The sequence below is a fragment of the Mesorhizobium sp. genome (assembly GCF_017306585.1).
In the GTDB taxonomy this organism is placed as follows: Bacteria; Pseudomonadota; Alphaproteobacteria; order Rhizobiales; family Rhizobiaceae; genus Mesorhizobium.
In genome coordinates this window covers 1-23,806 of sequence record NZ_JAFKIC010000215.1, presented here as the reverse complement: position 1 = coordinate 23,806, position 23,806 = coordinate 1, and the positions used below count along the sequence as shown (strand labels likewise).

The 23,806-nt window shown below is 65.5% G+C and carries 28 protein-coding genes and 1 riboswitch; of the genes, 13 read left to right on the top strand and 15 right to left on the bottom strand.

Annotated features, from left to right (window positions below):
* Nucleotides 1-309 precede the first annotated feature (309 nt).
* Nucleotides 310-1,194 carry an SDR family oxidoreductase gene (locus tag J0I79_RS26540; protein WP_292866442.1) on the bottom strand — a complete coding sequence of 295 codons (885 nt, stop codon included), beginning with the start codon at nucleotides 1,192-1,194 and terminating at the stop codon, nucleotides 310-312.
* 101 nt (nucleotides 1,195-1,295) lie between these two features.
* Here J0I79_RS26540 and J0I79_RS26535 point away from each other — a divergent pair, with 101 nt between their 5' ends.
* The gene (locus tag J0I79_RS26535) at nucleotides 1,296-2,129 is read left to right on the top strand and encodes a helix-turn-helix transcriptional regulator (RefSeq protein ID WP_292866434.1); all 834 of its coding nucleotides are present in this window, start codon (nucleotides 1,296-1,298) and stop codon (nucleotides 2,127-2,129) included.
* A gap of 16 nt (nucleotides 2,130-2,145) precedes the next feature.
* On the opposite strand, the gene J0I79_RS26530 is transcribed toward J0I79_RS26535, so the two are convergent.
* Nucleotides 2,146-2,592 carry an SRPBCC domain-containing protein gene (locus tag J0I79_RS26530; RefSeq protein WP_292866427.1) on the bottom strand — a complete coding sequence of 149 codons (447 nt, stop codon included), beginning with the start codon at nucleotides 2,590-2,592 and terminating at the stop codon, nucleotides 2,146-2,148.
* Between the two features lie 112 nt (nucleotides 2,593-2,704).
* On the opposite strand from J0I79_RS26530, the gene J0I79_RS26525 reads away from it, so the two are divergent.
* Nucleotides 2,705-3,142 carry a YqaA family protein gene (locus J0I79_RS26525; protein ID WP_292866446.1) on the top strand — a complete coding sequence of 146 codons (438 nt, stop codon included), beginning with the start codon at nucleotides 2,705-2,707 and terminating at the stop codon, nucleotides 3,140-3,142.
* A 133-nt stretch (nucleotides 3,143-3,275) separates the two neighbouring features.
* Here J0I79_RS26525 and J0I79_RS26520 read toward each other — a convergent pair whose 3' ends face one another.
* A complete protein-coding gene (locus J0I79_RS26520; RefSeq protein WP_292866420.1) occupies nucleotides 3,276-3,611 on the bottom strand; it encodes a hypothetical protein in 336 nt (111 codons plus the stop codon).
* Between the two features lie 95 nt (nucleotides 3,612-3,706).
* Between J0I79_RS26520 and J0I79_RS26515 the strand changes: the two genes are divergently transcribed.
* Nucleotides 3,707-3,862, top strand: coding sequence for a hypothetical protein (locus J0I79_RS26515; RefSeq protein ID WP_292866417.1), 156 nt, complete (start codon nucleotides 3,707-3,709; stop codon nucleotides 3,860-3,862).
* 9 nt (nucleotides 3,863-3,871) lie between these two features.
* Here the strand turns inward: J0I79_RS26515 and arsC are convergent, their stop codons facing one another.
* Both arsC and J0I79_RS26505 read right to left on the bottom strand, forming a co-directional pair.
* A complete protein-coding gene (arsC, locus tag J0I79_RS26510) occupies nucleotides 3,872-4,294 on the bottom strand; it encodes an arsenate reductase (glutaredoxin) (protein WP_292866415.1) in 423 nt (140 codons plus the stop codon).
* A gap of 49 nt (nucleotides 4,295-4,343) precedes the next feature.
* Nucleotides 4,344-6,260: a diguanylate cyclase gene (locus tag J0I79_RS26505; protein WP_292866413.1), complete on the bottom strand. Its 1,917-nt coding sequence runs from the start codon at nucleotides 6,258-6,260 to the stop codon at nucleotides 4,344-4,346.
* A gap of 702 nt (nucleotides 6,261-6,962) precedes the next feature.
* Here J0I79_RS26505 and J0I79_RS26500 point away from each other — a divergent pair.
* Nucleotides 6,963-7,160, top strand: a complete 198-nt coding sequence (locus tag J0I79_RS26500; protein WP_292866410.1) for a hypothetical protein — start codon at nucleotides 6,963-6,965, stop codon at nucleotides 7,158-7,160.
* Between the two features lie 204 nt (nucleotides 7,161-7,364).
* Nucleotides 7,365-7,961: a hypothetical protein gene (locus tag J0I79_RS26495; RefSeq protein ID WP_292866407.1), complete on the top strand. Its 597-nt coding sequence runs from the start codon at nucleotides 7,365-7,367 to the stop codon at nucleotides 7,959-7,961.
* 76 nt (nucleotides 7,962-8,037) lie between these two features.
* Here J0I79_RS26495 and J0I79_RS26490 read toward each other — a convergent pair whose 3' ends face one another.
* Entirely contained in the window at nucleotides 8,038-8,943 is a 906-nt protein-coding gene (locus J0I79_RS26490; RefSeq protein WP_292866404.1) for a LysR family transcriptional regulator, read from the bottom strand.
* 93 nt (nucleotides 8,944-9,036) lie between these two features.
* Here J0I79_RS26490 and J0I79_RS26485 point away from each other — a divergent pair, with 93 nt between their 5' ends.
* From J0I79_RS26485 to J0I79_RS26465, 5 genes are all read left to right on the top strand, one after another.
* The gene (locus tag J0I79_RS26485; protein WP_292866401.1) at nucleotides 9,037-9,918 is read left to right on the top strand and encodes an aldo/keto reductase family oxidoreductase; all 882 of its coding nucleotides are present in this window, start codon (nucleotides 9,037-9,039) and stop codon (nucleotides 9,916-9,918) included.
* A 201-nt stretch (nucleotides 9,919-10,119) separates the two neighbouring features.
* The gene (locus J0I79_RS26480) at nucleotides 10,120-10,455 is read left to right on the top strand and encodes a metalloregulator ArsR/SmtB family transcription factor (protein ID WP_292866398.1); all 336 of its coding nucleotides are present in this window, start codon (nucleotides 10,120-10,122) and stop codon (nucleotides 10,453-10,455) included.
* Nucleotides 10,452-10,952 (top strand): SRPBCC domain-containing protein, encoded by a 501-nt coding sequence (locus tag J0I79_RS26475; protein ID WP_292866395.1) that lies wholly within the window; start codon nucleotides 10,452-10,454, stop codon nucleotides 10,950-10,952. The genes J0I79_RS26480 and J0I79_RS26475 overlap by 4 nt, the downstream gene beginning before the upstream one ends.
* The gene (locus J0I79_RS26470; protein ID WP_292866393.1) at nucleotides 10,942-11,784 is read left to right on the top strand and encodes an alpha/beta hydrolase; all 843 of its coding nucleotides are present in this window, start codon (nucleotides 10,942-10,944) and stop codon (nucleotides 11,782-11,784) included. The genes J0I79_RS26475 and J0I79_RS26470 overlap by 11 nt, the downstream gene beginning before the upstream one ends.
* Nucleotides 11,785-11,849: 65 nt before the next feature.
* Entirely contained in the window at nucleotides 11,850-12,638 is a 789-nt protein-coding gene (locus tag J0I79_RS26465; RefSeq protein ID WP_292866391.1) for a pseudouridine synthase, read from the top strand.
* 13 nt (nucleotides 12,639-12,651) lie between these two features.
* On the opposite strand, the gene J0I79_RS26460 is transcribed toward J0I79_RS26465, so the two are convergent.
* Nucleotides 12,652-13,065 carry a hypothetical protein gene (locus J0I79_RS26460; RefSeq protein WP_292866387.1) on the bottom strand — a complete coding sequence of 138 codons (414 nt, stop codon included), beginning with the start codon at nucleotides 13,063-13,065 and terminating at the stop codon, nucleotides 12,652-12,654.
* Between the two features lie 314 nt (nucleotides 13,066-13,379).
* Here J0I79_RS26460 and J0I79_RS26455 point away from each other — a divergent pair, with 314 nt between their 5' ends.
* The gene (locus tag J0I79_RS26455) at nucleotides 13,380-13,781 is read left to right on the top strand and encodes a VOC family protein (protein ID WP_292866384.1); all 402 of its coding nucleotides are present in this window, start codon (nucleotides 13,380-13,382) and stop codon (nucleotides 13,779-13,781) included.
* Between the two features lie 3 nt (nucleotides 13,782-13,784).
* Here J0I79_RS26455 and J0I79_RS26450 read toward each other — a convergent pair whose 3' ends face one another.
* Both J0I79_RS26450 and J0I79_RS26445 read right to left on the bottom strand, forming a co-directional pair.
* Entirely contained in the window at nucleotides 13,785-14,366 is a 582-nt protein-coding gene (locus J0I79_RS26450) for a histidine phosphatase family protein (RefSeq protein ID WP_292866381.1), read from the bottom strand.
* 90 nt (nucleotides 14,367-14,456) lie between these two features.
* The gene (locus tag J0I79_RS26445) at nucleotides 14,457-15,020 is read right to left on the bottom strand and encodes a manganese efflux pump MntP family protein (RefSeq protein WP_292866378.1); all 564 of its coding nucleotides are present in this window, start codon (nucleotides 15,018-15,020) and stop codon (nucleotides 14,457-14,459) included.
* A 79-nt stretch (nucleotides 15,021-15,099) separates the two neighbouring features.
* Nucleotides 15,100-15,194, bottom strand: a riboswitch (yybP-ykoY riboswitch).
* A 250-nt stretch (nucleotides 15,195-15,444) separates the two neighbouring features.
* Between J0I79_RS26445 and J0I79_RS26440 the strand changes: the two genes are divergently transcribed.
* Nucleotides 15,445-15,894 carry a universal stress protein gene (locus J0I79_RS26440; protein ID WP_292866375.1) on the top strand — a complete coding sequence of 150 codons (450 nt, stop codon included), beginning with the start codon at nucleotides 15,445-15,447 and terminating at the stop codon, nucleotides 15,892-15,894.
* Between the two features lie 41 nt (nucleotides 15,895-15,935).
* On the opposite strand, the gene J0I79_RS26435 is transcribed toward J0I79_RS26440, so the two are convergent.
* The 3 genes from J0I79_RS26435 to J0I79_RS26425 are packed head-to-tail and all read right to left on the bottom strand — an operon-like array spanning nucleotide 15,936 to nucleotide 19,997.
* The gene (locus J0I79_RS26435) at nucleotides 15,936-18,410 is read right to left on the bottom strand and encodes an FAD-dependent oxidoreductase (RefSeq protein WP_292866372.1); all 2,475 of its coding nucleotides are present in this window, start codon (nucleotides 18,408-18,410) and stop codon (nucleotides 15,936-15,938) included.
* Nucleotides 18,411-18,458: 48 nt separating this feature from the next.
* Nucleotides 18,459-19,166 carry an amino acid ABC transporter permease gene (locus J0I79_RS26430; RefSeq protein WP_137934566.1) on the bottom strand — a complete coding sequence of 236 codons (708 nt, stop codon included), beginning with the start codon at nucleotides 19,164-19,166 and terminating at the stop codon, nucleotides 18,459-18,461.
* Nucleotides 19,167-19,184: 18 nt separating this feature from the next.
* Nucleotides 19,185-19,997 carry a transporter substrate-binding domain-containing protein gene (locus J0I79_RS26425; protein ID WP_292866369.1) on the bottom strand — a complete coding sequence of 271 codons (813 nt, stop codon included), beginning with the start codon at nucleotides 19,995-19,997 and terminating at the stop codon, nucleotides 19,185-19,187.
* Nucleotides 19,998-20,165: 168 nt separating this feature from the next.
* On the opposite strand from J0I79_RS26425, the gene J0I79_RS26420 reads away from it, so the two are divergent.
* Complete coding sequence (locus J0I79_RS26420; protein ID WP_292866366.1) at nucleotides 20,166-20,738, top strand: XRE family transcriptional regulator; 573 nt, start codon at nucleotides 20,166-20,168, stop codon at nucleotides 20,736-20,738.
* A 29-nt stretch (nucleotides 20,739-20,767) separates the two neighbouring features.
* On the opposite strand, the gene J0I79_RS26415 is transcribed toward J0I79_RS26420, so the two are convergent.
* The 3 genes from J0I79_RS26415 to J0I79_RS26405 form a co-directional block, all read right to left on the bottom strand.
* Nucleotides 20,768-21,790 (bottom strand): arginase family protein, encoded by a 1,023-nt coding sequence (locus J0I79_RS26415; RefSeq protein WP_292866363.1) that lies wholly within the window; start codon nucleotides 21,788-21,790, stop codon nucleotides 20,768-20,770.
* Nucleotides 21,791-21,955: 165 nt separating this feature from the next.
* The gene (locus J0I79_RS26410; RefSeq protein WP_292866360.1) at nucleotides 21,956-22,738 is read right to left on the bottom strand and encodes an SDR family oxidoreductase; all 783 of its coding nucleotides are present in this window, start codon (nucleotides 22,736-22,738) and stop codon (nucleotides 21,956-21,958) included.
* Nucleotides 22,739-22,780: 42 nt separating this feature from the next.
* Nucleotides 22,781-23,629 carry a fumarylacetoacetate hydrolase family protein gene (locus J0I79_RS26405; protein ID WP_292866357.1) on the bottom strand — a complete coding sequence of 283 codons (849 nt, stop codon included), beginning with the start codon at nucleotides 23,627-23,629 and terminating at the stop codon, nucleotides 22,781-22,783.
* Nucleotides 23,630-23,806: the final 177 nt, after the last annotated feature.

Sequence of the window (23,806 nt, the reverse complement as noted above, 5' to 3'; positions counted from 1 at the left end):
GCGCTTCAAGACCTTCTACACCGCGCTTGCGGCCCGATCTGGATCAAAGAAACTGGCAATCGTCGCCGTCGCCAGAAAGCTTCTCGTCACTCTCAATGCCATCATTCGCGACAAAATCGCGTTCGCATGAACACAGTTGCCATGCCGCGCCGGATCGGCGCCGCTATGGTGCAGAACCCTGCACCGCTGCACTCTGTCGCCAAGGTAGCGGCATGGATCCTAGGGTCTCCGCGACGGAGCTTCGCTCCTGCTTCGCCCTAGGATGACGAACGTGGGGAAGGCTCGACCACCTCGAACGTCGCACGCACCTCAATACCGCATCGCATCCAGATCGGCGATCAGCGTCGGGCCGGTCGGATGCCAGCCGAGCCGCTGCCGGGTGAGCGCGCTGGAGGCCGGCAGGTCCATGGGGGCGAACATCGCCATCCAGCCGAAATGCTCCGCCGCCTGCTCCGGCGCGATGGAGACGACCGGCAGTTTCAGGCCCCGGCCAAGCGCCTCGGCGATGGCGCGCACCTCGACGCCCTCCTCGCCGACCGCGTGGTAGCGGGCGCCGGCCTGGCGCTTTTCGACCGCCAGCCGGTAGAGCCGCGCGGCGTCGGAGACATGCCCGGCCGAATAGCGGTTGCGGCCCTCGCCGACATAGGCCGAGACGCCCTTCTGCCGCGCGATCTCGACCAGCGGCGTGATCAGCCCCTGCTTGACCGGATTGTGGACCTGCGGCAGGCGCACCACGGACACATTGACGCCGGCGTCCAGCAAGGCATTGCCGGCCAGTTCCGAAGCGATGCGCGGATTGGGATGGTCGGGGTTGAAGACATCTTCCACCGCCAGTTCGCCATGGCCCGGGCTGCCCATGCCGACGCCCGAGGTGATCACCAGCGGCCGGTCGGAGCCGGCCAGCGCCTCGCCGAGAGCGGCGATCACGCGCTTGTCCTTCTCGCAATTCTCGACGAAGCGCGAGAAATCATGGTCGAAGGCGGTGTGGATGACGGCATCCGCGTCGGCCGCGCCGTCGCGGAGGCTTCTCGGATCCTCGAGCGTGCCACGATGCACCTCGGCGCCCGCCGCGCGGAGCGCTTCGGCGCCGGCGTCGGAACGGGTGACGCCGACCACCTGATGGCCGGCCTGGATGAGTTCGGGAACGATAGCTGACCCGATGAAACCGGTCGCGCCGGTGAGAAAGATACGCATGCAAAATCTCCTGCGGTTGCCTGCGCAGTATCGCCGGTCTATTATTCCATTAAAGTAGTGACCGTATCCTATTATAATCACTAACAGGAAAAGCTGACAGGATGCCCGCCAATTCCACTGGCTCGCTCGCCGCCTTCCTGAAGGACCGGCGCACCCGGCTCGATCCCGCCTCGTTCGGCTTCTCCGGCCGCCGGCGCACGCCGGGCCTGCGCCGCGAGGAGGTCGCCCAGCGCGCCAACATCAGCCCTACCTGGTACACGTGGCTGGAACAGGGCCGTGGCGGCGCGCCCTCGGCCGACGTGCTGAACCGCATCGCCAAGGGGCTGCTTCTGACCGAAGCCGAGCGCGAGCACCTGTTCATGCTTGGCCTCGGGCGGCCGCCAGAGGTCCGTTACCGGGGCGACGAGGGCGTCAGCCCCCGGCTGCAACGCCTCATCGACACGCTCGAGGCGAGCCCCGCTTTGGTCAAGACCGCCACCTGGGACGTCGTTGCCTGGAACCGCGCCGCCGAGGTCGTGCTGACCGACTACAGCACCATCCCCGCCGGTCGGCGCAACGTGCTGCGCTTCATGTTCCTCACGCCCCATATCCGCGCCAAGCAACACGATTGGGAAAACCTCGCCCGTTTCGTGGTCGGCGCTTTCCGGGCCGATGCGGCGCGTGCCGGCGCGGTGTCCGAGGTCACCAAGCTGGTCGACGAACTGTGCGCCGGCAGTGCGGAATTCGCCGCCCTGTGGCGCGAAAACGACGTGCTCGCCCATGGCGACGGGACAAAGCGGCTGAAACACCCGGAACTGGGCGATATCGAACTGGAATACTCGTCCTTCGCGGTCGACGGCAGGCCGGATTTAAACCTGACGGTCTACAACCCGCTCGACAGCGATGTCGCCGACCGCATCCGCGCGCTGGCGCGGGACTTCAAGAGGCAGGGCTGATGACGGCGCTACTCCCTCAAGCGCGCTCGCACAGCGCCTTCAGGATTTGCAAAGTCGGCCCCCAATAGAGATTGGCATGCGGGCGGATCGACGGTTCGGCGAAATCGCTGAGCGTCAGCGTCAGCAGCGTTCCCTCCTGCACCGGCGCGAGCTTGAAACTGACCATAGTGTGGTTTTCCGTCAGGTCCGCCAGGCGCGAGGCCGAAAGCGTGCTCCAGTAGCCATAGGCGAACGCCCGCTCCGGCTCGAAGGCGCGCACAGTGCCGTGGTTCTCGAACGGCATGCCATGCAGCAACCCGCGAATGACGATGGCGCCGCCGGCAAGGCCCTCGAGGCTGACCGTCAATTCCTCGTCCGACATCCATTGCGCGATCATCGCCGGCGTCGTCAGCATCCGCCAGACCTTTGCCGGCGCGGCATCGATGGCGACGGTCTTGATGATGGCTGATGTGTCTGACGTCATGGCCGCAAGCTACGCGCATTCGCCCGCAAAATCATTCCGCAGACCGCGCTTGTAAGTTCCCCTCCCCGGGGATAGCGAGGCGTCATCATGCACCATCCGCGGAGGTAGACAGCTGACCGCGCTTTACGCCTATGCCGGCCTGTTCCTGAGCGCCCTGGTCGCGGCCACGATCCTGCCCGCGCAGTCGGAGGCGGTGCTCGCCGCCCTGCTGGCGAGCAAGGCCTATTCGACCCTGCTGCTCCTCACCGTTGCCAGCGCGGGAAACATCCTCGGCGCGGTCATCAACTGGTTCCTTGGCCGTGGCATCGAGGCTTTCGCGGATCGCCGCTGGTTCCCGGTCAAGCCGGCAGCGCTGCAATCGGCGATGAAATGGTATCACCGCTACGGCAGATGGTCGCTGCTGGGCAGCTGGCTGCCTGTTGTCGGCGACCCGCTCACCCTCGTCGCCGGCGTGTTGCGGGAACCGTTCTGGAGTTTTCTGGTCCTGGTCTCGATCGGCAAGATCGCGCGATATGCGGTGCTGGCCGCGATCGTCCTGAGCTGGACATGACGTGCTACCGCCGGCGGGCCGCGCCGTCATTGCCGGGGCTCGGTTGCGGGCTCTGGCTCGGGCGCCAGCACCAGCGCGATCTCGCGCGCGCCACCTGCTCGGCGTGGCCGCGCACGGTGGCGAGGCATCAGGATCACATCCTGGAATCAATAGAATGGAACAAAAATTCGAGAACTTTCTTCTCTAGGCGCCTTATCTCATCCCCATCGCTGGCGGAAATTCCTTTCCTCTTGAGTAATGAGCCAATGTATTCATTGGATTCAGAGCAATTCTGTTCACGAGAGAAGGTATGGTTCTGGAGGAAAAAGACATCGCAATCGAAATTGTTGCGAGATTCTGCCATATGGCGCACCAGGTATTTTTCGGCAGACGCGCCGCCCAGTAGCATGTCACTTCTGGCATGAGAAATTGTCAAAACCATCAGCATCATTACAGCTGGAATGGCATGGAAGACCCATCGCAAATGCACTCTCATCCTCTCCGGAAAACCTGGCACTGAATGACTGTCAGGCAAGAAACACACATAAAGAATAGAACTGCAACTGCCTTGCCTCGCATGCACGCTTGGAAAGACAGCGGTATAGCGCACTAGACGCGGATACCGGCGCCGGCCAGCTTCAGACGCAGCGCGAGGCTCAACATTCCTACCGCCTGATGGGCGAACCCGGCGGTATTCCCTACGGCCCCGGCACCAAGGGCATCGACCCGCGCGGATTCTGAGCGGCGGCCTCAGACGACCCTTTTGCCCGAGGCATCGATGACAACCTCGCCATCTTCCTTGGTGAACGGCCCGATGTCGGGATTGGGCAGGACGTCGAGCACCGCTTCCGACGGCCGCGCCAGGACGACGCCGAGCGGTGTCACCACGATCGGCCGGTTGATCAGGATCGGGTGCGCCAGCATGAAGTCGAGGATTTCGCCGTCGCTCCATTTGGGATCGCCGAGGCCGAGTTCCTGATAAGGCGTGCCCTTCTCGCGCAGCAGGCCGCGCGGCGTCGTCCCCATCGCCTCGATCAGTTCGACCAGACGCTCGCGCGACGGCGGCGTCTTGAGATATTCGATCACCTCCGGCTCCTCGCCGGATTGCCGGATGATCGCCAGCGTGTTGCGCGACGTGCCGCAGGCCGGATTGTGATAGATGGTGATGGTCATTGCGGAGCTTTCTTCCGGTTCGGCCTCCCCGTCAACCGGCTGCTTTGGCTCACGTCTTTCGCTGGGACACCGCCGGGCGCTGGCCGCTGAGATGCGGGCGCCAGCCATGCACGCGGTCGCGGCCGGCGGCCTTGGCGCCGTAAAGCGCTTCGTCGGCGCGCCGCAACAGGTCGGCGATCTCCATCGCCGCGCCGCCCGCCTCGAACGTGCCGACCCCGATGCTGACGGTGACGATGCCCTTTTCGCTGCCGGCATGCGCGAGCGCCAGGTCGCGCACCTTGCCCTTGAGCTTTTCGGCGATGACGAAGGCGCCTCGCGCATCGGTCTCGGGCAGGACCAGCGCGAACTCCTCGCCGCCATAGCGCGCCGCCGCGTCGCCCGGCCGGCGGGCCGTCGCCTCGATGCAGCGGCTGACGACGCGCAGGCAGTCGTCGCCCGCGGGGTGGCCGTACTGGTCGTTGAACCGCTTGAACCAGTCGACGTCGATGATGAGCAGGCTGAGCGGCTTGGCGGTGCGCCTGGCGCGGGCGAACTCGCGCGCCATGGCCTCGTCGAAGGCGCGCCGCGTCAAAAGTTCGGTCAGTCCGTCGCGATGCGCCAGCAGGTCGAGCTTCTCGTTGGCGGCCAGCAGTTCGGCCTCGACTTGCTTGGCCTCGGTAATGTCGGAAAACATGCTGAGGCTGCCGCCATTGCCGGTCGGCCGCGTCCGCACGTCCAACCAGCGCCCGTCGGCGAGCCGGATCTGGCGCTGGTTGGCATGCGTCTGCAGGGCCATGATGCCAGCGATCCAGTCCTCGACCATATCGGGCGGGGCGACGCTTTCGCCGCGCGCCACCGAGGCCCGCAATATGTCGCGATAGTCGGCGCCGGGCACCCTGATCTCGGCCGTCCTGGGAAACATGGCGCGGTACTGCGCATTGCACAGCACCATCCTGCCATCGGGATCGAACATCACCAGCCCGTCGGCCATGTGCGTCAGCGCGTCGCCGAGCCTCGCCTGGCTCTCCGCCAGTTCCGTCTCCAGCTGCTTGCGCGCGGTGATGTCGCGATTGTGCGTGATGAGGCCGACCACCGCCCCGCTCTTGTCGCGGAACGGCGCCTTCAAGGTCGACAGCCAGCCATCGGTGCCGTCCTCATGGCGCAGGTGCTGCTCGATGGTGGAGGCGACGCCCGACTTCAGCACGGCAAGCTCGTCCTGGCGGAACTCCCGCGCCGTCTCGGTGGGGTAGAAATCGAAATCCGTCCTGCCGATCAGCGCCCGGGCATCAGTCGCATGCATCAGTTCGGCCGTCGCCGGATTGGCGGCGATGAACCGCCCCTCGATATCCTTGACGTTGAGGCAGTCGGGCAAGGTTTCGACCACGGTCTTGAAGATGCGCCGCGACTTCAGCGCCTCGATACGCCGCCCCTCCTGGTGGAGCGCCAGCCCCGACATCGCCACCGAGACGAAGATGAGCAAGGTGGAGGGAAACACCACCTCCGGCAGCACCCTTTCCAGCACGGGCGGCGGCAGCACGCTGAGACCAAGCAGCGATCCGCAGGCGGTCGCCGCGCCCAGGATCATGGTATCGCCCATGCCGGGCTGGCGGCCCCTGAGCGCGAGATTGCCGGCGACGCCGACCAGCATGGTGGCCGCGATACCGACCGCGCCGGCAAAGGCGCCGATGCCGCCCTCGAAGGCGCGGAAGGCGCCGGCCGTCACCCCGGCGACGATGCCGGCGAGAGGCCCGCCGAAGAACCCGGCAACGGCGATCATCGTCGCCCGGAGATCGACCAGAACGCCCGGCTGCAACTGCATGGGCGTCAGCATCAGGATGATGGCGCCCGCGCCCATCAGCGCCCCGAAGGCAACCGACTTCACCAGGGCCGGCCGGCGGTCCAGCCACACATGGGTGTGGATCCAGGCCGACACGAACATCGCCACGACAGCGAGATTAGCCAGCAATTCGGACCAGGGCGAACCCATTCCTTGCGCGTCCCCGCTTCTATCCAGACACCGAGGGTGCATCGGCCATTGGCGGCACTGCGTCAGTGGATAGGCGGGGCAGGCAAACAAACCGTTACGGAGCGCGCTTGGATTGTCGGGATGTGCCGGTAAGGTTACCGGAGAGTGGCTGGCCCGGCCGAAACCGGAAATATCAGCCTGTTCCCCATGCCCTCATCGGCGATGCGCCTGGCCACGGCCGGCGATGGCGGCCGCGTAGGATTCCACCCTCACCACCGCATCGCGCCAACGAAATCGATGAACGCCCTGAGCGGCGCCGGAGCGGCCTCGCAGGCAGGCGCGATCGAGCAGGTCGTACTGGTGGCCAGCCTTGCCTGTTGCACGAAGCAGATTTCGAGGAAGATTACTCACGAATTTGTGATAGCAGAAACTAATTTTATATATTATTCTTTGCTTTAGTAACAAGCGCCGACGAGAACCGATAAATCCATAGAATACATGCACTTAAATCTGCTTCCATGGATCAGTCTCGCGCATGAATTATTCCTTGTTACAATTGGCCTTACCGGTACAATATCAGTTTCGTAGGCAATTCAGATCGAAGTGACGAGAGCATTGTTTCATCATTGTGAAGTAATGTTCTTTGGAATATCGTCGCAAGCATTCTGTGATCGAACTAGTATCCTCCTGCCGTTTGATATTTATTACGGGAGATATCCATCTATGGAAGACCCACCGGACAAAGAAGGTGCGCTGCCGCGACCAAAACGAGGCGCCTTTCCGACACCGAATAGCGATATCGAAAGTGCGATTCCTTATACGCCTGACGCCGAAGAGAAAAACCCCGGAACAGAAAAAGGAGACGATAAGAATATTAACAAAGAAATAGACTATAAAATTGATAAAGGGGCACGAAAGTAACAGAAATATTGGGAGAGAGAGACCATGGTGAAAGATAACGTTTCGGCGAAGGGGCCGCTGCCTCCAAAGCGCGGGGCCATACCATCTCCAAGGTATGCATTGGCGGCAGCGCCACCGCTTCTGGTGACTGCGGCGCCGCCGCCAAATTACACTAGAATTCCCAAGACAATTTCCTCATGGGGAAATAGGCAGTATGGCGATTGCGTGACCGCGGAGGAAGCATTTGCCAAGGCTTGTGAGAATCCGGAGATATTCATCTCGGATGCTGAAGTCATTAGCTGGGCCAGCGAGCACAACGTAATTGAAGGAGCACACCTTACCCAGGTAATGAAGCTGATGGCTGTTAAAGGATTTTCCCAGGACGGCAAATACTATGACGACGGCGGTTACTTTGCCGTCAATTGGACAGCTCCAAACATTTTGCAGAGCGCCATCTCCAAGGGACCGGTCAAGATAGGTGTTGCCGCCAATCAGCTCGAAACCGCCTGGAACACAACCGGCGGCAATTCCGGGTGGTTCGGCACCGGATTTACAGCCGACAGCGCGGAAGATCACTGCGTCAGTTTGTGCGGCTATGGAACCATTGCCTGGCTGGCTCAACATCTCAAAGTAGCGATTCCGGGTGGGCTGGATGGCACGACGGCCGGCTATGCCCTGTTTACGTGGGGAACAATCGGAATTGTGGATCACCCCTCAATGGTGGCAATCACCCATGAGGCGTGGCTCAGACAGCCGACGACTGTAATCAAGGCAGCCGCCGAGCCACACCATTCATCGAGGGAAACCGTCGCGGCAGCCTAAGGCTGCCCTGACGTCCACAGACCTGTCCAACGATGATGGAATTGCCGCCGAGCGACGCCAACCGTCTATCGGAACATCACCCCCACCGCATCGTGCCGACAAAATCGATGAACGCCCTGAGCGGCGCCGGTGTCAGGCGGCGGCCGGGATAGTAGAGGAAGGGGCCGGAAAATTCCTGCCACCAGGGTTCCAGCACCGGCTCCAGCCGGCCATCGTCGAAATAGGGGCGCAGCCAGTCCTCGAACAGCGAGACGATGCCGCAGCCCGCGACCGACACTTCGAGCGCCAGCGCCATGGCCGTGCCGGTGCTGACCAGCAACGGGCCGGTCGGCTCGACGCTCACCACCTCGCCGTCGCGTTCGAATTCCCAGGCCGGCGTCACGCCGCTGGCGAAGCGGCCGCGCAGGCAGGCATGATCGAGCAGGTCGCGCGGATGCTCGGGCCGGCCGTGCTTGTCGAGATAGGCCGGCGCGGCCCCGGTGGCGAAGCGCTGCCGGCGCGGGCCGATGGGAACCGCGATCATGTCCTGCTCCAGCCGCTCGTCATAGCGGATGCCGGCGTCGCAGCCGCTCGCCAGTATGTCGACGAAATTGTCCTCGGCGGTCACCTCCATGCGGATGTCGGGATAGGCTGCGAGGAAAGGCGGCAACAGGCGCGGCAGCACCAGTTTGGCCGCCACCACGGGCACGTTGAGCCGCAGCGTGCCGGCCGGGCGGCCGCGAAAGCCGTTGACCACGTCAAGCGCGGCCTCGACCTCGCCCAGCGCCGGCGCCAGCCGCTCCAGCAGCCGCGCGCCGGCCTCGGTGGGCGCCACGGAGCGCGTGGTGCGGTTGAGGAGCCGCACGCCAAGCCCCGTCTCCAGCCGCCGCACCGTCTCGCTCAGGCTGGAGGCGCTGACGCCGCTTAAACGCGCCGCCTCGCGAAAGCCGCCGGCGCGCGCCACCGCCATGAACGCCTGTAGGTCGCCGAGATCCGCCGCCATTGTTCGCTCTTCCGCACAGGCTGTTCCAATTACACCATATTATCGCGCAGCCCGGTCTTGTCTACATTGGCCTCACCACAAGGAGATGAGATCATGACCGACATCAGCAAGGCCGGAACCTACAAACTCGGCGACCGCACCGTGAAGCGCCTGGGCTATGGCGCCATGCAACTGGCCGGGCCCGGCGTGTTCGGCCCGCCCAGGGATCGCGAGGCGGCGCTCGCCGTGCTGCGCGAGGCCATCGCCAGCGGCGTCGACCACATCGACACCTCGGATTTCTACGGCCCTCACGTCACCAACCAGATCATCCGCGAGGCGCTCCACCCCTACCCTGCAAATCTCACCATCGTCACCAAGATCAGCGCCCGGCGCGGCGATGACGGATCGTGGCTTCCCGCCATGTCGCCGAAGGAATTGACGCAGGCCGTACACGACAATCTGCGCAATCTCGGCCTCGACGTGCTGGAGGTAGTCAACCTGCGCTCCATGCACGGCATCCACGGCCCGGCCGAAGGATCGCTCAAGCCGCAACTGAACACGCTGGCCGACCTGCAGCGCCAGGGCCTTGTGCGCCATATCGGTATGAGCAACGTCACGGCGACCCAGATTGCAGAGGGACGCTCCATCGCCGAGATCGTCTGCGTCCAGAACCAGTACAACATCGCCCACCGCGAGGACGACGCGCTGATCGACCAGCTCGCCGCCGACGGCATCGCCTATGTGCCCTTCTTCCCGCTCGGCGGCTTCAGCCCGCTGCAGTCGGACACGCTGGCAAGCGTGGCGCAGAAGCTCGGCGCGACGCCGATGCAGGTGGCGCTCGCCTGGCTGCTGCGCCGCGCGCCCAACATCCTGCTCATCCCCGGCACCTCCTCTGTCGGGCATCTCAGGGAGAATCTGGCGGCCGCCGAACTGGAACTGCCGGCCGACGCGCTGGCCGTGCTGAACGGCATCGCCGGCGAAGCCAGGGCGGCCTGACCGCCAAAGACGGCACACGCCAAGTCCAGAAAGCGGGGCTCGAAGTCGAACAAAGACTTCGAAGCCCCGCTTTCGTCTTGCGATCCGGCGAAGGCTCGTATCTCGCCCCAGCGCTCCCGGGCCGCCATAGGGCGGCCCCATTGACCTGACGGGTCGGCCCCTATATAGAACCAATTAGTTCCAGAACTAGATGGTTCCGCAATGGCTACTCAAATCTCCCTCGACGACACATTCGCTGCCCTCGCCGACCCGACGCGCCGGGCGATCCTGGCCCGCCTGCTCGACGGCGAGGCTTCGGTCGCCGAACTGGCGCAGCCCTTCGCGCTCACCGTGCGCGCCGTCTCCAAGCATGTCGGCGTGCTGGAGCAGGCCGGCCTCGTCACCCGCAGCCGCGCGGCGCAGAAGCACCTGAGCCGTATCGAGCTCAAGCCGCTGCGCGACATCGACCGCTGGCTGGATGACTACAGAAAACTCTGGGAGGACCGCTTCGACCGCATGGAGGATCTGCTGCGGCGCGGCGCGGACAAAGCCGAATGAGCGCGCCCATCGCCACGGCAGCCGACCGCGGCTTTGCCATCGAGCGGATTTTCAACGCGCCGGTCGAGCGTGTCTTCAAGCTGTGGACCGATCCGCTCCTGGTCGCGCAATGGTGGGGCATCAAGGGCTGCACGATTCCCCGCTGCGAACTCGACGTGCGCGCCGGCGGCCGCTGGCGCATCGACATGCTGACCGCCGGCGGCACGCTCTACCGCAACCAGGGCAGCTATCTCGAAGTCGCGGAGAACGCAGGGCTGAGCTACCGCGACGAGCCCGATCCCGAAATCCGCGAATGGGCCGGCAAGCCGCCGGGCGAGAGCGTCCACACCGTGACCTTCACGCCCGACGGCGCGCGGACCCATGTCCATTTCGAAGTCACCTTCGCAAGTGCCGCCGACCGCGAACGCCTGCTGGCGCTCGGCATGCGCGGCGGCTGGACGCAGAGCCTCGACCGGCTGGAGCAACTGATCGAAGGGAGTGCCGACCATGCCGGCTGAAAACACCGAGCCGACCACGCAAACCCTGATGTCGCGCGACGGCACCTCGATTGTCTGCGAGCGCCGGGGCCGGGGCCGCCCGCTGATCCTCGTCGACGGCGCGCTCTGTTCGCGAAGCATGGGGCCGAGCGGCCCCCTGGCCAGGGCGCTGGCTGGCGATTTCACCGTCTTCCGATACGACCGGCGCGGCCGGGGCGAAAGCGGCGACACCCTTCCCTACGCAGTCGAGCGCGAGGTCGACGACATCGAGGCGGTGCTGGCCGCCGCTGGTGGCGAGGCCTGCGTCTGGGGCATGTCGTCGGGCGCCATGCTGGCGCTGATGGCGGCCACCCGCCTGCCCGGCATCACCAGCCTCGCGCTCTACGAGGCGCCGCTGATCGTCGACGCCAGCCGCGAGACCACGCAAGGCGACTGGGCGGCGATCCGCCAGGCCATTGGAGACGGCCGGCGCGGCGATGCCGTCGCCGCCTTCCTCAGATCGGTCGGCATGCCCGGCCTGCTGATCTCGGTCATGCGGCTGACCCCGATCTGGCGGAAGCTGAAAGCGGTCGCGCATACCCTGCCCTATGACGGCGCCATTGTCGCCGGCGACCAGCTCGGCAAGCCGCTCGATCCCGCCCGCTGGGCTTCGCTCGGCGTGCCGGTGCTGGTCAGCGATGGCGGCAAGAGCCCGCCCTGGATGCTGAACGGCAACAAGGCGCTGGCCGGCGCGCTGCCCGATGCAAGCTATCTCACGCTGCCCGGCCAGAACCACATGCTGAAACCCGCCGCCCATGTGCCGGTGCTCACCGCCTTCTTCAACGGGCAGGACACCGGTTCGCGCGCCGCATAAGCACCCGGCTTGCGGAGCTGTCGCGGCGCGTGCCATCTGTCCGTCACCGAACGGTCCGGAACAGCATGGCAGCACGACCACCACCAACCCGCAAAGCGCCCGCCGGCAAACTGCCCGCCGGCCAATCGCCCGCTGGAAAGACATCCGGCGTCAGCCTGAACCGCGCCTTGTCGAAGCTTGGCCTGTGCTCGCGCACGCAGGCTGCGCTGCTGATTGCCGAGGGCCGCGTGCGCGTCGGCGGCAAGGTCGTGCGCGACGCCGAATGGCGCGTCGACATGAACCGCGACAGGATCGTCGTCGACGGCAATGAGGTGGTGGCCGAGCGCAAGGTCTATCTCATGCTCAACAAGCCGCGCGGGCTGGTCACCACGCGCGACGACCCGCAACAGCGCGACACCGTCTATGCCTGCCTCGAAGGGCTGGACCTGCCCTTCGTCTCGCCGGTCGGCCGGCTGGACAAGGCCAGCGAAGGCCTGCTCCTGATGACCAACGACACGCAGTTCGCCAACCGGCTGATGGACCCGGCCTCGCATCTGCCCAAAACCTATCACGTGCAGGTCGGCGGCGTGCCGGACGAGGCGACGCTGGAAGCGTTGCGGGCCGGCGTCACCGTGGATGGCGAGACGCTGACGGCCAATTCGATCGGACTGCTGCGCAGCGGCGGCCGCACCGCCTGGCTGGAGATCGTGCTCGACGAAGGCAGGAACCGCCACATACGCCGCCTGCTCGCCGCCCACGGCATCGAAGTCCGGCGCCTGATCCGCATCGCCATCGGCCGCCTGCCGCTCGGCGACCTCGCCAAGGGCGCGGCGCGGCATCTGACGGCGGAGGAACTGGCGCTGCTGGCCGGGTAGCCCCGCGCCGTGCCTACTGGACGGTGATGTTCACGGTCACGGTGCGGATATTCCCGGTGAACGTGTGGACCGTCAGGTTCACCTGGTCCTGCCCCTTGAAGCCGGGAGCCGATTTGTAGAACGCCCTCACCCCGTCACCACTCTGCGAGTTGCATTTGTAGCGTTCGCTGGTCTTGGGAAAGCTCGGGAAAAACTTGCCGTCGACGATCCGGATCGAGCCATGGCTAGGCCCGGATGCCGTCTGCACGATGTCTATACCCGCCGTCGTGCAGTCGGGATTGAGGTTCGCGTCCTGGAAAATGTAAATCTCCTGCTCGGAAAGTGCCGTCTTTTCAAAAATTAACGGCGCAGGACTACCGGCCATCGCATAACCAGTAAACCCAAACAGCGCTGCCCCTGCCATGATAAAACTCATCCGGGACGTCATTTTAACCACCTTTCAGAAGTTCGAACTTGTCCTGCAGTTTCTCTATAATCAAAGAAAAATCATATGAATTATTTCAAGTTTGCTTTTCATTATTTCATGTTTGTTTAATTAAAAACTTTCTCGAAGACCATATAGCTTCTCCATTGGTATTTGTACTGCGGCGCGCGATCAAATTTCCGTCAGGGGCGAAGCAAATGCCGTTCAGTCACGCGATCACGGCAGGCGAAGCTTCCTGCCAGAAAGCTGTCAGCAGGCCTGGTCTATATCAGGGTCGGGAAGCCGACGGCGGCTTCAGCGATCAAGGAAGCAAAGCAATGAATTTCGTCTCAGTGCGCATCATCACCTCGGACGTCCAGCGCCTCGTGCGTTTCTACGGCGAGATCACCGGCATGCCGGTGACGGTCTACACCGAGGACTTCGCCGAACTTTCGACGCCCTCCTGCACGCTCGCGATCGGCAGCACGCGCACCCTGATGCTGTTCGGCGGCGACATCGCCCGCCCCGCCGACAACCACACGGCCATCATCGAGTTCCGCGTCGGCGATGTCGATGCCGAATTCGCCCGGCTGGGCGATACGATCAAGCGCGCGACAGTGCAGGAACCCACCACCATGCCCTGGGGCAACCGCTCGCTGCTGTTTCGCGACCCCGACGGCAATCTGGTCAATTTCTTCACACCCGTGACCGCCGAGGCGATCCGGAAATTCGATAGATAGGGGCTATTTCAAGTTCCATTTGCGCACGACCGGCTCGCCCAGATCATGCTCGTAGCCGAGCACGCTGATGCTGGCCGTGTCGAGCACGAACAGCGCGCCGCCTTCCGGCGGCAGGCCGAGCCAGCGGGCGGCGAGCACGCGCAGGAAATGCGCGCTGGAAAAGATGAGGATGTCGGCATTGGCCTTGCGCAGCCGTTCGATCACCCGGTCGGCGCGGGCGCCGACATCGGCGGCCATCTCGCCTTGCGGGCAGCCGTCGCGAAAGACGGTCCAGCCCGGCTGCTCGGCCAGGATCTCCTTGGTGGTGCGCCCCTCATAGGCGCCGTAGTCCCACTCCTGCAGATCGTCCATCTTTTCGCTGCGCTCGCCAAAGCCGGCAAGCACTGAGGTGTTGTAGGCGCGCTGCGAGGGGCTCGACCACACGGCCGAGAACGACAGCCCCTTGAGGCGATCGGCAAGGCCGCGCGCGGCAGCCTCCCCGGCCGGCGTCAGCGGCATGTCGGTGCGGCCGGTGTGCTGCCCCGAAAGGCTCCACGCCGTCTCGCCATGCCGCACCAGATGGATTTGGGGAAACGCGCTGCTCATGGCCTGCCTTTCGCTGATGTCTGACCGGAGCAAGCTGTAGCGGTCCCTGCCCCGCCGCGAAAGGCCCGGCGCAACCGAAGACCAGACCGGTCAGGCCGTCAGATGCTCGTAAAGGATGGAGCCGCCGAGACCGATCAGCGCCAGCCCGCCGAGGATTTCGGCATAGCGCCCGAAGCGGGCGCCGAGGAAGCGCCCGGCAAGAATGCCGCCGGTCGACATCAGCGTCGTCGCAGCGCCTATGGCAAGCGCGATCACAACGATGTTGACCTCTAGGAATGCCAGCGACACGCCGACGGCCATGGCGTCGATGCTGGTGCCGATGGCGGTCGCCAGCAGCGTCGCCAGCGAGCGGTTGCCGGCGGCGGCCGGCGCCGCGGCATCGCGCTGGAAGGCATGCAGCGCCATGCGGCCGCCGACGCCGCCGAGCAGCACGAAGGCAATCCAATGGTCGATCTGCTGCACATACTGGCTGGCGACGACGCCCATCAGCCAGCCAAGCAACGGCGTCAGCGTCTCGACCGCGCCGAACACGGCGCCGGTCCTCAGAGCCTCGACCCAGGACGGGCGAACCGTGCCGGCGCCCCTTCCGATGGAAGCAATCAGCGCATCGACGGACATGCCGATGGCCAGGATGGCGATCGCTAGAGGTGACATGACTATGGTCTCATGGGGACATGATCCGGGTGAGCGCGGGCGGCCTGTCCAACGGCCGGTCCTCACCACGGTCTTGCCGAGCCGGATTTCCGGCCGGCCGCACCACGCGATTTCCGCGAGCATGTTGATGCGGCCCCATCATGCCGATGGTGGCTACTCCCCGATGGCCCTGATCTAGCAACGCCCTGAATCGGCGTCAAGGCAAGATGACAAAAATATCATTGAATTCAATGGCATAGCCTAGGCTATACTTGTCAGGCGGCCCTCAAAAGCCAAGCCCGCGCTGACGCGGCATCGCAGGCTGTCGGCTGGCCCTCATCCGCGCGGCCTTGGCACAATGATTGCGCGTTCGGCATAACTATCTCTAGCTCATAGGCATCATCAGAAAGCGTCCGCCCAGCGGCGCGCATCAAAGGCAGACATCATGTACAAGCACCTGCTCATCGCCACCGACGGATCGGAACTGGCCGACAAGGGCGTTGCCCATGGCCTCACACTGGCCAAGGACATCGGCGCCGCAGTCACCTTCGTCACCGTTTCCGAACAATTCCCGATGCTGGCCTGGGGCGGCGCCATGGCCGGCTACGCCGCCGGCGATGAGCTGGCCGTCTACCAGGAGGAAGCGCGCAGATACGGCAAGCAGGTTCTCGACAAGTGCAAGGCCTCCGCCGACGCCGCCGGCGTGACCGCTCAGGTGGTTCACGTGGAAGACAAAAGGCCCGCCGAGGCGATCCTGGAACTGTCGCAGGCCCGCGGCTGCGACCTGATCGTCATGGCCTCGCACGGACGCCGGGGCCTCGGCCGCCTGCTGCTCGGCAGCCAGACGGCGGAAGTGCTGTCCTACACGGAGATCCCGGTGCTGGTGGTGCGGTAGGCGGTTGGGCAGCGATCCTTCCCGCCAGCCTCTCGCCGCCTCTAGGCCTCCAACCCCTTCAGCCGCTCGCCCTTCGGGTCGTACCAGCCCTTGAGCTGCGCCCGCGCCGGATAGCGCTTCCAGGCGATCTCCACCTCCAGCGGCATGGCGGCCAGATAGGCGTCGGTCACGCCCTCGGCGCATTCGACATAGGCCATGCCCAGCGACGCGCCGACGCGGTGGCCATAGGCGCCCGACGTGACCGAACCGACGATGCGCCCGTCGCGCCAGACCGGCTCGTGGTGGTAGAGCAGAGGCGCGGCCTCATCCTCCAACCGCAACTGCACAAGCCGGCGCCGGATCGGCCCGGCCTGCCTCTGGCGCAGCAGCGCCTCGCGCCCGATGAAGCCGCCCGGCTTGTCGAAGGCGACGGCGAAGCCCAGGCCGCCCTGCAGCGGCGTGTCCTCCTCGCCTATGTCATGGCCCCAGTGGCGGTAGCCTTTCTCCATGCGCAGCGAGTTGATGGCGAAATAGCCGCCATGGGCGAGCCCGAACGCGGCGCCCGCCTCGACCAGCCTGTCGAAGACATGGGCGGCGAACTCCGCCGGCATGTAGAGCTCGTAGCCGAGCTCGCCCACGAAGGTCAGCCGGCTGGCGCGCACGCGGGCATAGCCGAGGTCGATCTCGCGGCTGGTGCCGAACGGGAACGCCGCATCGGAGAAATCGTCGGGCGAGACGGCCCGCAAAAGGTCGCGCGCCTTCGGCCCCATCAGCGCCAGCATCGGCAGGCCCGAGGTGATGTCGCGGACGAAGACATGGGCGTCCGCGGGAATGTTGCGCGTCAGCCAGGTCAGGTCGCGCCGCTGCGACACCGCGATCGTCACCACCATGAAGCTGGTTTCCGAGAGCCGCGTCACCGTCACGTCGGCCTCGATGCCGCCGAGTTCGTTGAGCCACTGCGTGTAGACGACCCGGCCGACGGGCACGTCGATGTCGTTGGCGCAGACGCGGTTCAGCGCCTTCAGCGCATCGCGCCCTTCCACCTCGTATTTGACGAAGCAGGAATGGTCGAACAGCGTGACATTCTGCGCGGTGTTGCGGCATTCGGCGCCGGTGAGGTCGAACCAGTTCTGCCGCCCGTAGGAATATTCGATCGTCGGCGCGACGCCGCGCCCGGCGAAGAAGCCGGGGCGTTCGAAGCCCGCCGCCTCGGTCATGAAGGCGCCCTCGGCAAGCAGCCGGTCATGGAAGGGACTGCGCCTGATGCCGCGCGCCGTCTCGAACTGCCGGTAAGGCCAGTGCATATCGAACAGCAGGCCGAGCGTCTCGGTCGTGCGGTCGTAGAGATAGCGCTTGTTGGACTGGAAGGAGACGGTGCGGCGCACGTCGACATCGGCGAGATCGACGGGAGGCCGACCGTCGCGGATCCATTCCGACAGCGCCTTGCCGACGCCGCCGGACGACAGGATGCCGATCGAGTTGAAGCCGCAGGCGCAGAACAGCCCAGCCACCTCGGAGGTTTCGCCGATCAGGTAGCGGTCGTCAGGTGTAAAACTTTCCGGTCCGTTGAAGAACAGCTTGATACCGGCCTGCGCCAGCAGTGGCACACGCTTGGTGGCCATTTCCAGGATCGGCTCGAAATGCTCGAAATCCTCCGGCAGGGAATCGAAGCAGAAATCCGCCGGTATGCCGTCATGGCCCCATGGCTTGGCGTTGGGCTCGAAGCAGCCGAGCAGCAGCTTGCCGGCGTCCTCCTTGTAATAGGCGCACTCGTCGCCCATGAACAGGACCGGCAGGTTGCGCGGCAGTTCGGGGATCGTCTCGGTGACGATGTAGAAATGCTCGGCCGCGTGCAGCGGCAGCGTCACGCCGGCGCTTGCCGCGAGATCGCGCGACCACATGCCGCCGCAGATCACGACGCGCGAGGCGCGGATCTCGCCCTGATCGGTGACGACGCCGACGGCGCGGCCGTTCTCCACCAGGATCTTCTCCACCCTGGTGTTCTCGAAAATCCTGCCGCCGCGCATGCGCGCGCCCTTCGCATAGGCCATGGTCACGTCGGCGGGATTGACCTGTCCGTCATGCGGGAACCAGAAGCCGCCGACGATGCCGTCAAGATCGATCGGCGACCAGCGTTCCTTGATCTCGCCGGGGCTGACCTTCTCCACCGGCAGGCCGAAATTGCGGCCCATCGAGGCGCCGCGCGCCAGCTCCTCCAGCCGCGCCTCGGTGCGCGCGACGCGCAGCGAGCCGCGCCGCATGAAGCCGGTCGCCTGGCCGGTCTCCTCCTCCAGGCTGGCGAACAGCTCGCCGGTATATTTGGCGAGCTCCGTCATCTGCCGCGTGGCGCGAAGCTGCGTCACCAGTCCCGCCGCGTGCCAGGTGGTGCCGCAGGTCAGTTGCTTGCGCTCGCACAGCACCACATCGGTGATGCCGAGCTTGGTCAGGTGATAGGCGATCGAGCAGCCGGCCACGCCGCCGCCGATGATCACGACATCCGCCCTGGCGGGCAGACGATTGCTTGCTGTGTCCGTCACCTTCTCACTCCTCGGTATGCTGCTTTTTCCCGGCGCGCCGACGCCCGCTCAACCATGCGGCGCGTTGCCGGCCTCGCGGGGCTTCGCCCAGGCAAAGCGCCGCTCGAAACGCTTCTGCAGGAACATCAGCGCGTAGACCATGGCAAGATAATAGATCGAGGCGACGGAATAGAATTCCGCGTAGCGGAATGTCGAGGCGACGCTTTGCTGGGTCACCGCCATCAACTCTGTCAGCGAGATGACCGAGGCGAGCGACGTGGTCTTCAACAGGCTGATGAACTCGTTGACCGTCGGCGGCAGCGCCACGCGCAGCGCCTGCGGCACCGCGATCAGGAAGAACACCTGCGGCTTGCGCAGGCCGAGCGCGGCGCCCGCCTGGTATTGCCCGCCATCGACGGCCGACAGCGCGGCGCGGTTGATCTCCACCTGATAGGCCGCCTCGTTGAGCGTCAGCGCCAGGAAGGCGGCCATGAAGGGCGAGAACCAGGCCTCGCGGAACACCGGCGAGATCTGCGGCAGGCCGTTCCACACGAACAGCAGCAGGAGCAGCGCCGGCAAGGCCCGGAACAGCCCGACATAGGCCGTGGCCGCCCAGCGCAGCCACAGCCGCTTGCCGTCCAGCGCAAGCGCCAGCGGCAGCGACAGAAGGATCGCCGCCACATGCGAAATCACGGTCAGCGCGAGCGCCACCAGCGCCGCCTTGAAGAAGGTCGCCGAAAACAGCGTTGACCAGAAAAGACCCGCGTCGAAACTCACCGCAGCGCTCGCCAGCCCTTATTCGCCGACGCCGGTGATCGTCGACATCGGCAGCTTCCACTGCTCGGCGATGGTCTTCATCGTGCCGTCGGCAAGCAACGCCTTGACCGCGCTGGCGACCGCCGCCTGGTCGGCGTCGTCCTTGCGGAAATAGGCCGCGTACTGGTCGGCGGCGCCGGCGGCGTAGAGGATCTTCAGCTCGCCCGGCTGCTGCAGGTCGCGATAGGCGAACTCGGTGTCCTGGCTGATCGTGCCCGTGGCGCGCCCGATCATCACCTGCTGGATGGCGTCGGTCTGCTTGGGATAGGTCTGCAGCGTGATCTTGTCGCGGCCGGCCTTGGCCAGGTCGTCGTTCACCTTGTTCAGGAGCTCGATGTAGGACGTGCCGGTCTGGACGGCGACGACCTTGCCCGAGAAATCCTCGTAGCTCTTGTACTCGGTCGTGTCGCCGGCCTTGCCGATCATGACGACGCCGGTCTTCAGATAGGGCACGCCGCTGAACTTCTCCAGGCGCTCGGGCTTGAGCAGCGCGCCGCTGATGACGATGTCGCAGCGCTTGGATTCCAGGCCCGGCAGCAGCCCGTTGAAGTCCATGGAGGTGATGTTGGCCTCGACCTTCCAGTGCGCGGCGAGCGCCTTGACGACGTCGATGTCGATGCCCACGGGCGGCTGGCCCGGTGTCTTGACGAATTCCATCGGCGGGAAGGTCGGGTCGACGCAGGCCTCAAGCTTGCCGCCCGAGATGAAGCCTGGTCCCTCGGCCAGCGCCGGGGTCGCGGCGGCCGGCACGGCCGCGAGCAGAACGTAAAGCAGGATCGATTTTCTGGACATGGTTCACCTCTGGGTTCGGGCTCTTGGCGGCCTCGCATAAGGCTTGCCTATAGTTCTTAAATAGTCAACATAATTCGCTAATAACGAACAAGCCTTGTACAGGGCGCGCCTTGCCGGCTAAAGCTGTGTCATAGTGCCGGGCAACAGGCCGAATCGGAGGAAGCGTTCGTGTCGGACACACAGACAAGCAAGCGAGGCGCCCCTAACATCGGCAGGCTGCTGCGCACGAGGCGCCGCGAACTCGACATGACGCTGGACGAGGTCGCCGGCGCCGCCGACCTCACCAAGAGCTTTCTCAGCGACATCGAGCGCGACAAGACCTCGCCCTCGGTCGCCTCGCTGGTCAGGCTCTGCGAAGTGCTGGCGCTGCCGGTCGGCGACCTCTTCACCCCTGCCCGCTCCGGCGTGGTGCGGGCCGACGACCGCCCGCCCATCCGCTTCGGCGGCACCGATGTTTCTGACTTCCTGATCTCGCCGGCCGAAGCTAAGCGCCTGCAGGTCATCTATTCCGACATCGCGCCCGGCGGCACCGGCGGCGAAAAGCTCTACACGCTCGCCTGCGAGGAGGAATTCGTCTTCGTGCTGGAAGGCACCATCCGCATCGTCGTCGAGGACACGACCCATGAACTCGGCGCCGGCGACGCGATCGCCTTTGATCCGCGCCGCCCGCACACTTTCGCCAACGCGTCCACGACCGAACCGGCGCGCACGCTCTTCGTGCTGACGCCGCCGCCACGCTGAGCATGACGGGCGGCGGACGGCACGGCGGCTCACGCGGGCTTGTCGGTCCGCATCCGGTCCGCCATCAGGCAGATCATCTCGAAGGCCACGACCATGGCGTTCATCGCGGTGATCTGGTTGGGACTGTCCTTGGTCGGCATCAGACACACGATGTCGCCACCCACGATGTCGAGGCCGCGCAGGCTCTGCAGGATGCGCACGGCGTCGCCGATCCTGAGGCCGGGATAGCCCGGCTCGATGTTGGACACGCCCGGCGCGTCGGCCGGGTCGAGCACGTCGAGGTCGAAAGTGATGTAGACCGGCGCGTCGCCGACGCGGGCGCGCACCTGGCTCGCCACCTTCTCCCAGCCCTCGCGCTCGATCTCGTCCATGCCGATGACGCGGTAGCCCAGCTCCTCGCTGGTGTTGCGCGACCCCGGCGTGCCGACATTCGGGCGGATGCCGATCTGCGAGGAGCGCGTCGCGTCGACATTGCCCTCGGTGGCGGTGTAGCTGCTCCAGTGCGCGGCCGAGCGCCGGTTGCCCAGCCAGTGCGGCAGGTGGTGGTAGCTGTCGGTGTGGGAATCGAAATGCACCAGCGCCACCGGCTTGCCGTCCGTCATCGGCGAGCCCGGTCCGGCGACCGCCTTGAGCAGCGGCCCGGTTATGGAGTGGTCGCCGCCGATCGAGACCAGGCGCGTGCCGGCCGCCGCGAAGCGCTTCGCGTAGAGCTCGATGTGACGCACGCTGGTGTCGTTGACCATGGCTTCCGGCAGCGGCACGTCGCCTGCGTCGACCACGTTGCAGACGTCCCACGGCACGAAGCCGAAGCGGCCATGGCCGCGCCGGTAGAGCGCCGAGACATGGCGCACGGCGCGCGGGCCGAGATGCTGGTCGCGTTCCGTCGAGCCGTTGCCCGAGGAATGCGGCACGCCGAGCACGGCGATCTCGCCCGCCCCCGGCTCCTCGTTCCAGGGCGCGCGGAAGAAGGTGGGGATGCCCCACCAGTACCAGCGCTCCATCTCCTTGCGCGCGGCGGCCCAGTCCACGGTGTCGGCTTCGATCTGGCTCATCACAGGTTCCGTATTTGCGAATAATGTTCGCCAATACCGTACCAATGAATGCCGAAACGTCAAGCGTCCCCGCGCCCGACAAAGCGCGCGGTTATGGCGGCCGGCGCGCCGTGCCTGCCGCCTCGATCAGGGAATGTCAGCTTGCCAGCCGTCTCCGGCTTCGCCTCAGCGCTCGTAGAGCCCGCTTTCCACCGCGACGCGGCGATAGGCGGCGCCCGAGGTAAAGCCGCCGTCGATGAGGAAGTCCTCGCCGGTGATGAAGCTCGAATCCTCGCTCGCCAGGAACAGCACCAGCTTCGCCACCTCTTCGGGCGTGCCGCTGCGCTTCATCGGCGTCAGGTCGATCATCGGCTTCAGGTGCGACGCATTGGCGTTGAGGCCGGTGACGATCAGGCCCGGACACACGCTGTTCACGCGGATGCCCCAGTCGACATATTCCATCGCCGCCGTCCGGGTCAGGCCGCGAATGCCCCATTTGCTTGCGGTATAGGCCGGGTCGTAGTGGCCGGAGAAGGCGCTGTTGGACGAGATGTTGACGATGCTGCCGCCACCGTTCTCGCGCATCAGCCGGGCGGCCGCCTGGATGCCGAGGAAGGTGCCGGTGAGATTGATGCCGATCAGCCGCTCCCAGGCCTCGAGCGTCGTGTCGTCGAGCGACTTGCGGTTGATGATGCCGGCATTGTTGACGAGAATGTCCAGCCTTCCCTTCCACGCGCGCACGGCTTCGATGGCGCCGTCCCATGCCTGCTTGCTGGAGACATCGAGCGCCAGGAAGCGCGCATCGCGGCCCTCGTCGGCCAGCGATCGGACCAGAGCCTGCCCTTCCGCCTCCAGCACGTCGCACACCAGCACCGAGGCGCCCGCCTGCGCCAAGAGCCGCGCCTCGGCCTCGCCTTGTCCGCGGCTGGCGCCGGTGACGATGGCGACGCGACCTTCAAGATTTCTCATCTGCATGTTCCCGGCAATTCCGATCGGCTGCAAGGCGCGGGATCAGGCCCGCGCCTCGATGGTGCGTTGTGTCTGGATGCCAAGCCCGGCCACGCCGAGCCGCATGGTCTGGCCCGGCTTGAGGAACACCGGCGGTTTCTGGCCGAGGCCGACCCCGGGCGGTGTGCCGGTGGCGATGATGTCGCCGGGCTCCAGCGTCATGAACTGGCTGATGTAGCTGACGAGATGGGCGACGCCGAAGATCATCGTCCGCGTCGAGCCGTTCTGCCGGCGCACGCCATCGACCTCCAGCCACAAGTCGACCGCCTGCGGGTCGGCGATCTCGTCTCTTGTCACCAGCCAGGGGCCGATCGGGCCGAACGTGTCGTGGCTCTTGCCCTTGGTCCATTGACCGCCGCGCTCCGACTGGAAGGCGCGTTCGGACACGTCGTTGACTACGCAATAGCCGGCGACATGGCCGAGCGCGTCCGCCTCGCCGACATATTTGGCCCGCTTGCCGATGACAACGCCGAGCTCGACTTCCCAGTCGGTCTTCAGCGACCCTCTGGGGATCTCGATATCGTCGTCCGGACCGCAGAGCGCCGTCGTCGCCTTCATGAACAGGATCGGCTCGGCTGGCGGCTCCTTGCCGGTCTCCTTCGCGTGATCGGCATAGTTCAACCCGACGCAGATCATCTTGCCGACCTTGCCGACGCAGGCGCCTATGCGGGGATTGCCCTCGACCGCCGGCAATGTCGCCGGATCGAGCGCGGCCAGCCGCGCCAGCGCGGCCTCGCCGAGCACGTCGCCGCGGATGTCGGCGACCACGCCCGACAGATCGCGTAGCACGCCCTGCCCGTCGAGCAGGCCGGGCCTTTCCTGCCCGGGCGGGCCGAAACGCAGAAGTTTCATGTCATGTCCTCGCTGTCGGGGCGGACCGCTGGCCCGCCCCTTGCCTGCGTCAGTAGAAGTCGGGCGCCTTCTTCAGCGTCGCCCATTGCGGGCCGTCATGGCCGGCCACCACCAGCGCGCCGGTCTTTTCCTGCACGGCGCGCAGCTTCTTCACCGAGCGCACGGAATCGATGGTCG

Excerpts from the sequence above, each read along its gene's own strand:
- J0I79_RS26405 (WP_292866357.1), bottom strand. The coding sequence starts at position 23,629 with ATGAAACTTCTGCGTTTCGGCCCGCCCGGGCAGGAAAGGCCCGGCCTG.
- J0I79_RS26505 (WP_292866413.1), bottom strand. The coding sequence starts at position 6,260 with ATGGGTTCGCCCTGGTCCGAATTGCTGGCTAATCTCGCTGTCGTGGCG.
- J0I79_RS26465 (WP_292866391.1), top strand. The coding sequence starts at position 11,850 with ATGGCAGCACGACCACCACCAACCCGCAAAGCGCCCGCCGGCAAACTG.
- J0I79_RS26445 (WP_292866378.1), bottom strand. The coding sequence starts at position 15,020 with ATGTCACCTCTAGCGATCGCCATCCTGGCCATCGGCATGTCCGTCGAT.
- J0I79_RS26540 (WP_292866442.1), bottom strand. The coding sequence starts at position 1,194 with ATGCGTATCTTTCTCACCGGCGCGACCGGTTTCATCGGGTCAGCTATC.
- J0I79_RS26500 (WP_292866410.1), top strand. The coding sequence starts at position 6,963 with ATGGAAGACCCACCGGACAAAGAAGGTGCGCTGCCGCGACCAAAACGA.
- J0I79_RS26530 (WP_292866427.1), bottom strand. The coding sequence starts at position 2,592 with ATGACGTCAGACACATCAGCCATCATCAAGACCGTCGCCATCGATGCC.
- J0I79_RS26480 (WP_292866398.1), top strand. The coding sequence starts at position 10,120 with ATGGCTACTCAAATCTCCCTCGACGACACATTCGCTGCCCTCGCCGAC.
- J0I79_RS26410 (WP_292866360.1), bottom strand. The coding sequence starts at position 22,738 with ATGAGAAATCTTGAAGGTCGCGTCGCCATCGTCACCGGCGCCAGCCGC.
- J0I79_RS26535 (WP_292866434.1), top strand. The coding sequence starts at position 1,296 with ATGCCCGCCAATTCCACTGGCTCGCTCGCCGCCTTCCTGAAGGACCGG.
- J0I79_RS26455 (WP_292866384.1), top strand. The coding sequence starts at position 13,380 with ATGAATTTCGTCTCAGTGCGCATCATCACCTCGGACGTCCAGCGCCTC.
- J0I79_RS26475 (WP_292866395.1), top strand. The coding sequence starts at position 10,452 with ATGAGCGCGCCCATCGCCACGGCAGCCGACCGCGGCTTTGCCATCGAG.
- J0I79_RS26425 (WP_292866369.1), bottom strand. The coding sequence starts at position 19,997 with ATGTCCAGAAAATCGATCCTGCTTTACGTTCTGCTCGCGGCCGTGCCG.
- J0I79_RS26415 (WP_292866363.1), bottom strand. The coding sequence starts at position 21,790 with ATGAGCCAGATCGAAGCCGACACCGTGGACTGGGCCGCCGCGCGCAAG.
- J0I79_RS26490 (WP_292866404.1), bottom strand. The coding sequence starts at position 8,943 with ATGGCGGCGGATCTCGGCGACCTACAGGCGTTCATGGCGGTGGCGCGC.
- J0I79_RS26470 (WP_292866393.1), top strand. The coding sequence starts at position 10,942 with ATGCCGGCTGAAAACACCGAGCCGACCACGCAAACCCTGATGTCGCGC.
- J0I79_RS26440 (WP_292866375.1), top strand. The coding sequence starts at position 15,445 with ATGTACAAGCACCTGCTCATCGCCACCGACGGATCGGAACTGGCCGAC.
- J0I79_RS26485 (WP_292866401.1), top strand. The coding sequence starts at position 9,037 with ATGACCGACATCAGCAAGGCCGGAACCTACAAACTCGGCGACCGCACC.
- arsC (WP_292866415.1), bottom strand. The coding sequence starts at position 4,294 with ATGACCATCACCATCTATCACAATCCGGCCTGCGGCACGTCGCGCAAC.
- J0I79_RS26460 (WP_292866387.1), bottom strand. The coding sequence starts at position 13,065 with ATGACGTCCCGGATGAGTTTTATCATGGCAGGGGCAGCGCTGTTTGGG.
- J0I79_RS26450 (WP_292866381.1), bottom strand. The coding sequence starts at position 14,366 with ATGAGCAGCGCGTTTCCCCAAATCCATCTGGTGCGGCATGGCGAGACG.